12 protein-coding genes are annotated in these 12,795 nt (G+C 69.7%); 4 read left to right on the forward strand and 8 right to left on the reverse strand.

The features are described from left to right. Position 1: 1 nt before the first annotated feature. A complete protein-coding gene (locus HPY32_RS43295) occupies positions 2-1,216 on the reverse strand; it encodes a M50 family metallopeptidase (protein ID WP_067586003.1) in 1,215 nt (404 codons plus the stop codon). A gap of 21 nt (positions 1,217-1,237) precedes the next feature. Then, the gene (gene dxr / locus HPY32_RS43300) at positions 1,238-2,377 is read right to left on the reverse strand and encodes a 1-deoxy-D-xylulose-5-phosphate reductoisomerase (RefSeq protein ID WP_067586000.1); all 1,140 of its coding nucleotides are present in this window, start codon (positions 2,375-2,377) and stop codon (positions 1,238-1,240) included. A gap of 121 nt (positions 2,378-2,498) precedes the next feature. Between dxr and HPY32_RS43305 the strand changes: the two genes are divergently transcribed. Beyond that, positions 2,499-2,783 (forward strand): DUF2631 domain-containing protein, encoded by a 285-nt coding sequence (locus tag HPY32_RS43305; RefSeq protein WP_067595486.1) that lies wholly within the window; start codon positions 2,499-2,501, stop codon positions 2,781-2,783. Positions 2,784-2,988: 205 nt separating this feature from the next. On the opposite strand, the gene HPY32_RS43310 is transcribed toward HPY32_RS43305, so the two are convergent. Further along, positions 2,989-3,690: a LysR family substrate-binding domain-containing protein gene (locus HPY32_RS43310; protein ID WP_067585997.1), complete on the reverse strand. Its 702-nt coding sequence runs from the start codon at positions 3,688-3,690 to the stop codon at positions 2,989-2,991. 23 nt (positions 3,691-3,713) lie between these two features. On the opposite strand from HPY32_RS43310, the gene HPY32_RS46020 reads away from it, so the two are divergent. Both HPY32_RS46020 and HPY32_RS43315 read left to right on the forward strand, forming a co-directional pair. After that, complete coding sequence (locus tag HPY32_RS46020) at positions 3,714-3,836, forward strand: hypothetical protein (RefSeq protein ID WP_269456501.1); 123 nt, start codon at positions 3,714-3,716, stop codon at positions 3,834-3,836. Continuing rightward, positions 3,833-4,768, forward strand: coding sequence for a ketopantoate reductase family protein (locus HPY32_RS43315; RefSeq protein WP_067585994.1), 936 nt, complete (start codon positions 3,833-3,835; stop codon positions 4,766-4,768). Before HPY32_RS46020 ends, HPY32_RS43315 begins: the two co-directional genes overlap by 4 nt. Before the next feature lie 22 nt (positions 4,769-4,790). Here HPY32_RS43315 and HPY32_RS43320 read toward each other — a convergent pair whose 3' ends face one another. The 5 genes from HPY32_RS43320 to HPY32_RS43340 form a co-directional block, all read right to left on the reverse strand. Beyond that, positions 4,791-6,386 carry an ABC transporter ATP-binding protein gene (locus HPY32_RS43320; protein ID WP_067585991.1) on the reverse strand — a complete coding sequence of 532 codons (1,596 nt, stop codon included), beginning with the start codon at positions 6,384-6,386 and terminating at the stop codon, positions 4,791-4,793. 10 nt (positions 6,387-6,396) lie between these two features. Beyond that, positions 6,397-7,266, reverse strand: coding sequence for an ABC transporter permease (locus tag HPY32_RS43325; protein ID WP_067585988.1), 870 nt, complete (start codon positions 7,264-7,266; stop codon positions 6,397-6,399). Beyond that, the gene (locus tag HPY32_RS43330) at positions 7,263-8,219 is read right to left on the reverse strand and encodes an ABC transporter permease (RefSeq protein ID WP_067585985.1); all 957 of its coding nucleotides are present in this window, start codon (positions 8,217-8,219) and stop codon (positions 7,263-7,265) included. The genes HPY32_RS43325 and HPY32_RS43330 overlap by 4 nt, the downstream gene beginning before the upstream one ends. Positions 8,220-8,234: 15 nt before the next feature. Next, entirely contained in the window at positions 8,235-9,857 is a 1,623-nt protein-coding gene (locus HPY32_RS43335) for an ABC transporter substrate-binding protein (protein WP_067585981.1), read from the reverse strand. Between the two features lie 170 nt (positions 9,858-10,027). Next, positions 10,028-11,809 carry a gamma-glutamyltransferase family protein gene (locus HPY32_RS43340; protein ID WP_067585978.1) on the reverse strand — a complete coding sequence of 594 codons (1,782 nt, stop codon included), beginning with the start codon at positions 11,807-11,809 and terminating at the stop codon, positions 10,028-10,030. A 71-nt stretch (positions 11,810-11,880) separates the two neighbouring features. Between HPY32_RS43340 and HPY32_RS43345 the strand changes: the two genes are divergently transcribed. Continuing rightward, on the forward strand, positions 11,881-12,771 hold the full coding sequence (locus HPY32_RS43345; RefSeq protein WP_067585975.1) for a LysR family transcriptional regulator: 891 nt from the start codon (positions 11,881-11,883) through the stop codon (positions 12,769-12,771). Positions 12,772-12,795 lie beyond the last annotated feature (24 nt).

The following is a 12,795-nucleotide window of genomic DNA, read 5'->3' on the forward strand; positions in this document are numbered from 1 at the left end:
GCTAGAAGATCTTGATCGGGTTCACGATGTCGGCGACCAGGGTCAGGATCATGTAGGCGCCGCCGATGACCACCACGACGTAGGTGGCGGGGAGCAGTTTCATGTAGTCCACCGGGCCGCCGGGTTGCAGGCCGCGGCGGCGGCGGAAGGTGTTGCGGATCTTCTCGAAGAGGACTACCGCTATGTGGCCGCCGTCGAGGGGGAGCAGCGGGAGCACATTGAAGGCGCCGAGGAAGAAGTTCAGGCTCGCCAGGACCAGAACGAACGCGCCCCATTTGCCGTGGGCCGCGGTCTCGCCGCCGATGCGGCTCGCGCCGTAGACGCTGACGGGGGTGTTGATATCGCGCTTGCCGCCGGTGACGGCGTGCCACAGGTTGACTACCTTGGTGGGCATCTGCGCCAGCGACTGGAAGGTCTTGCCGAACATGTCACCGGTGAAGGTGCCCGCGGCGGGGATCGCGGCGACCAGGCCGTACTTCTGCACGTCGTAGAAGTCCGGGGCCACACCGACCTTGGAGGACATGACCGGAGTGGCCGACACCCGTCCGGTGTTCGGGTCCTTCGGATAGGTCACCGCACGCTGCGGCTGCACCGGGAGGTCGAGCTTCTGGCCGTTCCGCTCCACGGTGTAGACGACCGTGCCGGTCTGGTTCTCCGTCAGCGACGCCAGGTCTTTCCACGTATGGATCGGGGTGCCGTTGATGGCGACGACGATATCGCCGCGCTTCATGCCCGCCAGTTGCGCCGGGCCCTCCCCGGTGCAGTCCGCGACGGTTCCGTCCGGCTTCTGGGCCGAGACGCAGGTCGGGTAGATCTGCGTTTCCGGCGGCTGGTCCAGGCGCGGCAGGCCCCAGGCCACCGCCAGCAGCACGATGAGCAGGAATCCCAGGAAGAAGTTCATCGCGATGCCGCCGAACATGACCACCAGGCGCTTCCAGGTCGCCTGCCGATACATCGCGCGGTCGAGATCCTTCGGATCGATCTCGTCCAGGGCGGTCATGCCCGCGATATCGCAGAATCCGCCCAGTGGCAGGGCCTTGAGGCCGTATTCGGTCTCACCGCGCCGGAAGGAGAACACCTTCGGGCCGAAGCCGATGAAATAGCGGCGCACCTTCATTCCCGTGGCCTGCGCGGCCCACATGTGGCCGCATTCGTGCAGGGCCACCGAGACCGTGATGCCGAGCGCGAACAGCACGAACCCGATCGCGAACCCCATTGCGGTATCGAACCCTCCTGCTCAGTTGCTCACCAGCGAGCGCGCACGCTCTCGCGCCCACGCATCCGCCGCGAGCACCTCGTCCAAGGTAGCGGGTTCGGTCCGCCACTGGTCGGCCGACTCGACCACACGCCCCACCGTCCGCACGATATCGGGGAAACCGATCCGCCCGTCGAGGAACGCGTCGACCGCGATCTCGTTGGCCGCGTTGTAACAGGCCGTGACGCTGCCCCCGGCCTGTCCCGCCCGCCGGGCCAGCTCGACCGCCGGGAACACCGCGTTGTCGACCGGTTCGAATTCCCAGGAGAACGCGGTGGAGAAATCGAGGGGGGCGAGCACGCCGGGGACGCGGTCGGGCCAGCCCAGGGCCAGGGCGATGGGCAGGCGCATATCGGGCGGGCTGGCCTGGGCGATGGTCGAGCCGTCGGCGAAGGTGACCATCGAGTGCACGATCGACTGCGGGTGCACCGAGACATCGATGCGGTCGTAGGGGACGCCGAACAGCATGTGCGCCTCGATGAGCTCGAGGCCCTTGTTCACCAGCGTCGCCGAGTTCAGCGTGTTCATCAGGCCCATGGACCAGGTCGGATGCGCCTTGGCCTCGGCCGGATTCACCGATTCCAGCATCCGCGTGGTCCAGCCGCGGAACGGGCCGCCCGACGCGGTGAGCACCAGGCGGTCCACCTCGCTCGCGCGGCCGCCGCGCAGGCACTGGGCCATGGCGGAATGCTCCGAGTCGACCGGGACGATCTGGCCGGGCGCGGCCGCGCGGGTGACCAGCGATCCGCCCGCGACCAGCGACTCCTTGTTCGCCAGCGCGAGGCGGCGGCCCGACTCCAGGGTGGCCAGCGTGGGTTCCAGGCCGAGCGAGCCGACCAGCGCGTTGAGCACCACGTCCGCGTCGGTGCGGCGGACCAGTTCGGTCACCGCCCGCGGACCCGCCAGCGCCACACCGAGTTTCGCGGCCGCGGCGGGATCGGCGACCGCGACGTTGCCGGTCCCGGTGGCCCGGATCTGCTCGGCCAGCAGCGCGGTATTGCCGCCGCGCGCGGCCAGTCCGACCACCTGGAAGCGATCCGGGTTGGCCGCGATCACCTCCAGTGCCTGCGTGCCAATGGAACCGGTGCTGCCCAGCAGCAGGACTCTCACGATGTCGGACACCCTTTCATTGTCGCGGACAACGGCCGACGCGCCGACACCCGCTCACCCCGCTGGCTACGACGGGCGGTCGTATGTCACCATAGGGGTGACCTACAGCAAGCCTGCAATGATGGGAGCGAACGTGGCCGGCACGGAAGTGGAACCCGCCAAGAGCACCGGTGTCGTCACCAAGGTCGACCCTGCCGAGGTTCCGTCCGCCGCGTGGGGCTGGAGCGGTGAGTCGCGGCGCGCCTTCCGCGTCGCCGGATGGGTGGTCGTGGTCATCCTGCTGGCCATGCTCTTCGAGGGTCCCCAGGGCAGCTCCGCGGGCACCGGCAATATCGGCTACCTGTTCCTCATCGGCTTCGCCATCGCCCTCGCGGGCATCCTCATCCGCGACTCGTGGTTGCAGGGTAAGCCGCGGTAGGTTTCGCGAGCGAGCTTTTACGGCGGTCGCCCGGTCGGATTTGATTGGGGGGCCGCCGTTTTCGTGTGGGGAGATCCCGGCCAAAAGCATGCCGGGACCATGGGGTGGGGGCATGCCGGGACCATGAGGTGGGGGCATGCCGGGACCATGAGGTGGGGGCATGCCAGGACCATGGGAGTGGGGCGTGCCGGGACCATGGAGTGGGTTAGCGGCCGCGGCGGCGAGAGGTGTTGCGCTGGCGGGGGTTCGAGGTTTTGCGGGTGGGGTTGGTTTTCTGGCGGGACGGCTTTTTGTGGGGGTCGGGGGTTTTCTTGCGCTCGGCGGTGGTGTCGCGCTTTTTCTGTTCGGTGGCGCCGCGGGAGCTGTGGGCGGTGCGGCCTCGGACTATGCCGATGAACTCCTCGATGGCGGGGGATTCGGTGGCGATCGGCCAGGCCAGGGCGATCCGGGTGTCGGGGGCGTCGGTGACGGTGCGGTAGGTGAGGTCGCGGCGGTGGTGCAGGCGGGCCAGCGAGTGCGGCATGATGGCCGCGCCGCCGACCGCGGCGACGAGTTCGACCGTGGTGGCCATGGCGTCGATATCGGTGGCGTCCTGCATGCGCTCGTCGGCCAGGTCGGCCCGGGACACCTCGTCGAACAGGGAGATCGGATGGTCCTTGGGGATCACCACGACGGGGAGTTCGTGCCAGAGGGGGATGGCGTGCAGGCCCTCGCGGTCGATCGGCAGGCGCACGAAGCACATGTCGACGCGGGCCTCGCGCAGGGCCGCCTCCTGCTCGGCCTGCGGGACGGCGACCAGCTCCAGGGGGCTCTCGGGAAATCGCTCGCCCCAGATCCGGGCCCATTTCGATACCGTGACGCCCGGCACGTAGCCGACGCGTAGCGCACCCAGAGCACATTCGGTCATTCCAGCAAGCCTATCCGCCCGCGATGCCGGACGAGATCACCCGGGTCGACGAGGTGTACAACTGGGCTTTGGAGGTGTTGCGCGCGCGTAACTCTCGCCGCCCCGTAGCGGTGGCGGATCCGATGTCGAAGGAGTTTGTGTCGTGAAGGTGACGGTGTTCGGTGCCGGGGGTATCGGGTTGTATTTCGCGGCGGTGCTGGGTGCTGCGGGGCACGAGGTGACCGTGGTGGGCCGCGAGTCCACCGTCGCGGCCGCCGGGCGGGCCCCGCTGGTGCTCACGCGCGGCGGCGAGCGGCTCGAGGTTCCGGGCGTCGCCGCGGTGTCGGCGGTCTCCGAGATCGCGGAGCCGCCGGACCTGGCTGTGGTGTCGGTCAAGGCGTGGCAGGTGCGGGAGGCCGCCGCCGCGCTGGCGCCGGTGCTCGGCCCGCGAACGGTCGTGCTGCCGTTGCAGAACGGGGTGGAGGCGTCCGGCGAGTTGGTCGAGGCGCTCGGGCCGGGCGGGGTGCTCGGCGCCAGCTGCGTGGTGATCGCCCAGCGCACCGAACCGTGGGCGGTGACCTGCCTGGGTCCCGATGCCACCCTCGAGATCGGCCCGGCGACAGCCGATTTCGATGCGGCACTGGATCCGGTGGTGGCCGCGCTGACCGAGGCCGGGGTGGGAATCACTCGCTCCGAGGACATTTCGGCCACGCTGTGGCGCAAGCTCATGCTGATCTCGTCCTACGGCGGGGTGGGCGCGCTGTCGCGGCAGCCGGTCGGCGTCACCGCGAGCTGCCCGCAGACCCGAGAGCTGGTGCGGGCGGCCATGATCGAGGTGCTGCGGGTGGCCCGCGCCAGGGATGTGCGGCTCGCCGAGGCCGATGTGGACCGCATGATGAAGGTGTTCGAGGGCTTCAGCCCCGACACCACCTCCTCCATGCAACGCGACCTGCTCGCGGGCCGACCGTCCGAACTGGAATACCAGAACGGCGCGGTGGTCCGCTTCGGCCGTGAAACCGGCGTCCCCACACCGATTCACGAGACCGTCTACGCCTCCCAGCTGCCCGGCGAACTGGCGGCCCGCAGGGAGTCGGCCTGAGAACTCGTGTGCGACAAACGATTCAGTTCGAGGTGAGGACTCCCGCGCCCGGAATGGCTTCCAGGAGTTGCTTGGTGTAGGGGTCGGCCGGGTTGGTGAGGACTTCGTCGGCGGGACCCTGTTCCACCACCCGGCCTTCGCGCATGACGACCACGTCGTGGGCGAGGGCGCGGACCACGGCCAGGTCGTGGGAGATGAACAGGTAGCTCAGGCCCAGGCGGTCCTGCAGGGAGGACAGCAGGGTCAGGATCTGTTGCTGGACAAGGACGTCCAGGGCGGAGACCGCCTCGTCGCAGACGACCAGCCGGGGGTCGACGGCGAGGGCGCGGGCGATGGCGACGCGCTGGCGCTGGCCGCCGGAGAGCTGGTTGGGGTAGCGCTGGGCCAGGTCCGGCGACAGCGCGACCTGGTCGAGGAGTTCGGCGACCCGGGCGCGGCGGGTGACGCGATCGCCGACGCCGAAGGCGCGCAACGGTTCCGTGATCAGCCGCTCGACGGTCCACATGGGATCCAGTGAGGCATAGGGGTCCTGGAACACCGGCTGCATGGCCCGCCGCGCCGCGCGCAGCCGATCGCCCCGCAGACCCAGCAGCCCCGCACCGTCCAGGGTGATCGTCCCGGACGTGACGGGCACCAGGCCCAGCACCATGCGCGCGACGGTGGTCTTCCCCGAACCGGATTCGCCCACGATGGCCGTGGTGCGGCCGCGGCCGATCGTGAACGACACGTCGTCCACGGCGCGCAGCAGGCCGCCGCGCCCGCGGATGCGGTACTCCTTGCTGACCCGCTCGACCTGAAGGATGGGAGATCCGTTGTCCGCCACCGTCTTCTGCCGCGGCGTCATGCGCGCCGGGGCGGCCGCCACCAGCCGCCGGGTGTAGTCCTGCCGCGGATCGGTGAGCACCTGCCGCGCCGGGCCGGACTCCACGATCCGGCCCTCCGACATCACCACCACCCGGTCGGCCCGCTCGGCCGCCAGGCCCAGGTCGTGGGTCACCAGCAGCAGGGCGGTGCCCAGGTCGCGGGTGAGGTCCTGCAGGTGGTCCAGGATCTGCCGCTGCACGGTCACATCCAGCGCCGAGGTGGGTTCGTCGGCGATCAGCAGCTCCGGGCGGCAGGCCAGCCCGATGGCGATCAGCACGCGCTGCCGCATGCCGCCGGAGAATTCGTGCGGATACTGCCGCGCCCGCCGCCGCGCATCCGGCAGCCCGGCCTGCGCCAGCAGGTCGACCGCGCGCTGCGACGCCTCGCGCCGCCCGCAGAGCCGGTGCGCCAGCAGCGTTTCCGAGACCTGCCTGCCGACGCGGGCCACGGGATTCAGGTTCGACATGGGATCCTGTGGCACCAGCCCGATCTCGCGGCCGCGCAGCCGCCGCAGCCGTTTCTCGTCGGCCCGGGTGACATCCTCGCCGCGCCACCGCAGGCTGCCGCCGGTGACCCGCCCGGAGCCGGGCAGCAGGCCCATGATCGCGTGCGCCAGGGTGGATTTCCCGGAGCCGGAGGCGCCCACCACCGCGACCCGCTCCCCCGGGTCGACGACCAGATCCGCGCCGCGCACGGCCGCGACGGAGCCGAAAGACACTTGTAAATCCGAGATTTCGAGCAGGGGTTCGGTCACGACGACTCCTTCAGCGACTCGTCTTCGGGTCGAGCGCGTCCCGCAGGGCGTCGCCGAAGAGGTTGAAGCCCAGGCAGATCAGCGCCAGCGCCACACCCGGGAAGATGCCCGGCCACGGCGTGCGCAGCAGATACTGCTGGGCGTCGGACAGCATGATGCCCAGGCTCGGCGCGGGCGGCTTGATGCCGAGGCCGAGGAAGGACAGGATCGCCTCGCCGAGCACCGCCATCGGCATGATCACCGTGGCCTGCACGATCACCGGGCCCAGTGCGTTGGGCAGGATGTGCTCGCCGAGGATGCGCCACGGCCCGACGTGCATGGCGTGCGCGGCGAGCACGAAGTCGGACTCCTTGAGCCGCAACGTTTCCGCGCGCACCACCCGCATCATCACCGGAACCTGCGAGATGCCCACCGCGATGGCGGCGTCGCCCAGCCCGCCGCCGTTGATGGCGGCCAGGCCCACCGCGACCACCACGAACGGGAAGGCCAGCAGCACATCGGTCACCCGCGACAGCAGCGCGTCCAGCCATCGCCAGTACCCGGCCAGCAGCCCCAGCGGCACCCCGACGACGACGGCGAACAGCACGGCGAGCACGCCCACCTCGAGCGAGGCGCGGGCGCCGTAGAGCACCCGGGAGAAGATGTCGCGGCCCAGATCGTCTGTCCCCAGGGCGAATCCGGCGGTCCCCGGGTGCTGGAACGGCGCGGAGAAGTGCACCTCCGCCGGAGGATACGGGGCCAGCAGCGGCGCGAACACCGCGGCGACGACCACGATCAGCAGCAGGACCGCGCCCAGCACGCCCAACGGGTTTCGCACCAACCGGCGCAGCACCCGGCCGCGATCGGTTGCCAGCGGCCGGATCTCGACAATGGCGGTCATCGCGCCCTCCCCGATACCCGCACGCGCGGGTCGATCACCGTGTACAGCACGTCCACCAGCAGGTTGATCAGGATGTAGGCGGTGGCGATCACCAGCACCACGGCCTGTAGGACCGGATAGTCGCGGGTGAATACCGAATCCAGGGTCAGCTTGCCGATGCCGGGCAGGCTGAAGATGCGCTCGGTGACCACCGCGCCCGCGATCAGCACACCGAGTTGCAGCCCGACGATCGTGGTTACCACGATCAGGCTGTTGCGCAGGCCGAATCGGACGATCACCGCGCCGCGGCCCAGGCCCTTGGCGCGGGCGGTGCGCACGAAGTCGGCGGTCAGCGTCTCGACCATCGATGAGCGCGTCTGGCGCTGTACCACCGCGGCGTGCGCCATGCCCAGAATCAGCGCGGGCAGGGTCAGGAAGTACAGGCCGCGGATCGGATTCTCCAGCGGCGACACATAACCCGACGCGGGGAACCAGCCCAGATGCACCGACAGGTAGACCACGGCGAGAATGCCGAGCCAGAACGTCGGCACCGACAGCGCGGTCAGCGAGACCCCGTTGACCAACCACTCCGGCCACCGCCCCCGGAACACCGCCGCGAGCACGCCGCCGAGCACGCCCGCCAGCACCGCGATCAGCATCGCGTAGATCGCCAATTGCACTGTCACCGGCAGTGTTTCGCGGATCATCGAGCGCACCGGGGTGCCGGTGCGGATGGACTTGCCCAGATCGCCGGTCGCCGCGTGCCGGACGAACTCCCAATACTGCACCGGCAGTGCGCGATCCAGGCCCAGCTGGGCGCGGACCGCGGCGATCTGGGCCGGGTCGGCCTGCTCCCCGGCCATGGTCGTGGCCGGGTCACCGGGCAGCGCCCGCACGCCCGCGAACACCACGATCGACGCCAGCACCAGCGTCACCGCAGACTGCCATAATCGGTGTAACAGAAACCGCAGCACAGTTTTTCAGCCCTTCTAATCCGCGGCGAACGCGGCCTTGCCGAGCCGGACGACCCCGTCGGGATACACCTCGATGCCGGTCACCTTGGTGGACTGAACGGTCAGCAACCGCGGGCGATAGGTGTATATGTACGGGTTGTCCTGCTGAATGATCTTCACCGCCTGCCCGTAGAGGTCGTCACGCTGCGCGGTGTCGGTGGTGCGGGCGGCTCGGGTCAGGAGGTCGTCCAGCGCCGGCGAGCTGTATCCGCCGTAGTTGCCGCCCGATCCGCTGATGAGGAATCGGGCGATGTTGGCGTCCGGATCGAGCCGGCCCGACCAACCGAGAAGCAACGCTTCGAAATTGCCCCGCTTCTGCATGTCGAGCAGGGTCGAGTACTCGACGGGCACGATCTTCAGATCGAACCCGCCCTGCGCGACGCTGGCCTGCAGCGCCTGCGCGTACCGCAGGTAGTCCTGCGTGGTGGCCACCTGCAGGACCACCGGGTACGGGGTCGGCACGCCCGCGTCGGCGAGCAGCTGCCGCGCGCGCTGCGGATCGAACGGCGGGCACGCGGTCGTCGCCGGGGTGGCGAACGGGGTCTGCGGCGCGATCGGCGTGCAGGCGGGCTCGTACCAGTTGTTGAAGACGGTGTTGGCCAACGCCTGTCGATCGATGCTCAGCGAAAACGCCAGCCGCACACGCGGATCCTTCGCCAGCGGCGTATCGATCTGCTTGGTGGGCTTGCCGACGCCGTCGACATTTCCGATATTGATCGTAAGACCTTGGAAGCCCAGCGATTCCGACTGCAGCAGATGCAGCTTCGGGTCCTTCACCAGCGCGTCGACGTCCTGCGGGGAGATGGTGTCGGCCACCTGCACGTCGCCGGAGCGCAGATTGGCCGCGCGGATATTGGCGTCGGACATGATCCGGTAGGAGATGGTGTCCAGGTGCACGTGCTGCGCGTCGTAGTACATCGGATCGCGGGCCACCACGATCGAGGTCTGCGGGATCCGCTTGACGAACTTGAACGGCCCCACACACACCGGGTGGTCGCCGAAGCTGTCGCCCTCCTGCTGCAGCGCGGTGGGCGACATGATCATTCCGGCCCGGTCGGCCAGCGCGGCGGTGATCGGCGCGAACGGCGTCTTGAACCGGAGGACGACATGGGTCGGGTCCGCGGTGGTGATGCTCTCGATCGGCCCCATCTCGCTTTTGCGCTGCGAGGTCTTCATCGAGTAGTGCCGTTGCAGGCTGGTCTGCACCGCCGCGGCGTCGAAGGAGGTGCCGTCGGCGAACCGGACACCGGTCCGGACGGGAACGGTGACGGTGAGGCCGTCGGGAGAAATGGCGGGCAGGGCCGTGGCCAGCTGCGGAACCAGTTTGCCGGAGGAGTCGATGTCGTAGAGCTTCTCGCAGATCGAACTCATCACATAGCGGGTGTAGAGCGAGGTCGAGGTGGTGGGATCGAGCTGGTCGGGTTCGGAGGATAAGCCCATGATCAGGTCACCGCCCTGCCGCACCTGCCGGGTGCCGACGGGGGTGCCGAAATCATCGACGTGCTTGTAGGTCGCGGTGGAGTGCTGCACCGGTGAGCAGGCGGCGAGCGCGGCCACGACCACGCCGAGTACCGCCATCCGGGCGAAGCGGACGATCATGCGGTACAAGATACTCACGAAACCCAAGGCGCTATTTCCTTTTCGTTAAATGTTTTTCGGCGGAAGGACCGCGCGAAAGACGGAAGGAAATTATGGGAAGCAGAAATCAGCGATCCGGCGAATTGGGGACCGCTGTATTCCGGGACCTATGAAGCTGTCGGCGTCGAACACTACCGCCCCACGGCATACCCCTGCATCCCACGCGGGTTCGCGCCCGCCGACAGCACTCCGGTCTCGGGGTCGCGGGCGACCGCGCACAGCCGCCCCTCCGACCACGGATCGCCCACGGTGACGCGATGGCCCCGCCGCTCGAGGTCGCCGATGATCTCCGCCCCGATCCGCGATTCCACCGTCACCGCACCGGGATTCATGACGCGCGGGTAGAACGAGTTGGGGAAGCTCTCCTGATGCCAGTTCGGCGCGTCGATGGCGCCCTGCAGGTCCAGCCCGCCGCGCACCCGCTCGCGCAGCGCCACGGCGAGGAAGAAGTGCACGTTCCACTGGTCCTGCTGATCGCCGCCCGGGGTGCCGAACGCCATTACCGCCTCGCCGCCGCGCAGCGCGAGCGACGGGCTCAGCGTGGTGCGCGGACGTCGGCCCGGCCGTAGCGAATTGGGCAGGCCGGGCTCGAGCCAGGTCATCTGCAGCCGGGTGCCGAGCGGGAAACCGAGTTCCGGCACAACGGGATTGGACTGCAACCAGCCGCCGCTGGGGGTGGCCGCGACCATATTGCCCCAGCGGTCGACCACATCGAGGTGGCAGGTGTCGCCGCGGGTGCCGCCGTTGCTCGCCACCGTCGGCTCCCCCGCACCCATCGGAACGTCCAGCACCGCAACGGAATCCGGGTCGGTGAAGTGGCTCAGCCGGGGCTGCTGGCCGTCGGGGCTGCCGGGGCGCAGCTGATGCGACGCGCACGGGCAGATCAGGCTGCGCCGCTGCATGTTGTAGTAGGGCGACAGCAGCGTCTCCAGCGACACCGGGGTGCCGTCGCCGTACCACGCCTCGCGATCGGCCATCGCCAGCTTCGAGCCCTCGATGAGGGTGTGGTAGTAGTCGGGCGTGCCGTACTCGAGCTGATCGGGCAGCAGGGCCAACTGCTGCAGGAACACCGGGCCCTGGCTCCACAGGCCGGGCTTGGCCACGGTCCAGCCGTTCCACTCGTAGGTGACCGGATCCTCGTATGTGGCAGCGTATTTCACCATGTCGTCGACGGTCAGCGGACCGGCGTGCCGCTCCCCGGAGGTGTCCATGGCGGGCCGCGCGGCGAAGCGGGCCAGCGCCTCGGCGACGAAGCCCTCCCGCCAGATCCGGCGCGCGGCCTCGATCTGGGTGTCGCGGTCCGCGCCCGCGGCCTCCGCCTCGGCGATCACCTCGCGCCAGGTGGCGGCCAGCGCCGAATTCTTCAGCAGCGCACCGGGAGCGGGCGGTTTCCCGTCGGCCAGGTAGACCGCGGCGGAGGTGGTCCACTCGGTCTCGAACAGCTCCTGCACGACCGCGACGGTCTCGCCGACCCGGTCCACCACCGGGTGCCCGCGCTCGGCATAGCCGATGGCGTAGGACAGCACCTCCGACAGGCGCTTGGTGCCGTGGTCGCGCAGCAGCACCATCCATGCGTCGAAGGCGCCGGGCACCGCGGCGGCCAGCGGACCGGTGCCGGGCACCAGGTCCAGGCCGAGGGAGGTGTAGTGCTCGATGGTCGCTCCGGCCGGGGCCGGGCCCTGGCCGCACAGCACCTTCGGCGCGCGACCGGCGGGGGCGAGGATGATCGGCACCTCGCCCGCGGGCCCGTTCAGATGCGGCTCCACCACCTGCAGGACGAATCCCGCGGCGACGGCGGCGTCGAAGGCGTTGCCGCCGTCCTCGAGCACGGCCATCGCGGTCGCCGAGGCGAGCCAGTGTGTGGAGGAGACCATCCCGAAGGTGCCCTGCAGGGTGGGACGCGTGGTGAACACCCGCTGAGTATCACCTGAGCAATGTCGGTACGTCCAAGACATCTATAACACCACACCGATAGCCTCGAAACATGGAGCGCAGACAGCTCGAATACTTCGTGGCGATCGTCGAACACGGCGGTTTCACGCATGCGGCCAAGGCCCTGCGGGTGGCCCAGCCGTCGCTGTCCCGGTCGATCGGCAAACTCGAACAGGAGCTGGGGGTTCCGCTGTTCCACCGGGTGGGCCGCAGCGCGGTGCTCAGCAATGCCGGGGAGCTGATGGCCGATCGGGCGCGGCAGGTGCTGCGGGATCTGGACGCGCTGCGGGCGGCCGCGCAGGCCGTCGGCGCGGGCGCGGTGGGCCGGGTCGACGTCGCGGCCACCTCGTCGTCGGCGCTGGAGCCGGTGATCAGCATTGTCGCCGCGCTGCGCGACCATCATCCGGGGGTCACGGTGAGCACCCGGCCGTCGCTGTCGGCGGCGGAGGTGATCGCGATGGTGCTGCGCGGGCGCTGCGAGATCGGGGTGTGCGGCAGCGCGGAGCGGCCCGCGGGGCGCGGGCTGGTGGCACATTACCTGCGCGAGGAGGACTTTCTGCTGGTCGCCCCGCCGGGCACCGAGCTCGGCGACGGTGCCACGGTCACCCGCGAGGATCTGGCGGGGATGAGTTTCGTGGTCCCCCAGCCCGCGACCGCGGTGCGCGCCCGCTTCGACCGGCTCGCCGCCGTCGTCGGGGAGTTGCACATCGCCGCCGAGGTCGGCGACCGCAGTTCGGTGCTGCCGATGGTGTTACGCGGCATCGGCGCGGGCCTGATGCCCGACGGCTGGGAGGAGCTGGCCCGCCGCGCCGGTGCGGCGGTCTACCGCTTCGATCCTCCGGAACGGTTGTCCCAGTGGCTGGTTCACCGCAACGGGCCGCTGACGGCGGCGGCGCAGGCGTTCGTGGACACGACGCTGGAGCAGGCGAAACCGGCCCGCTGAACGGACCGTATCGGCCCGCTTGCC

It is taken from the genome of Nocardia terpenica, from assembly GCF_013186535.1.
Lineage (GTDB): Bacteria > Actinomycetota > Actinomycetes > Mycobacteriales > Mycobacteriaceae > Nocardia > Nocardia terpenica.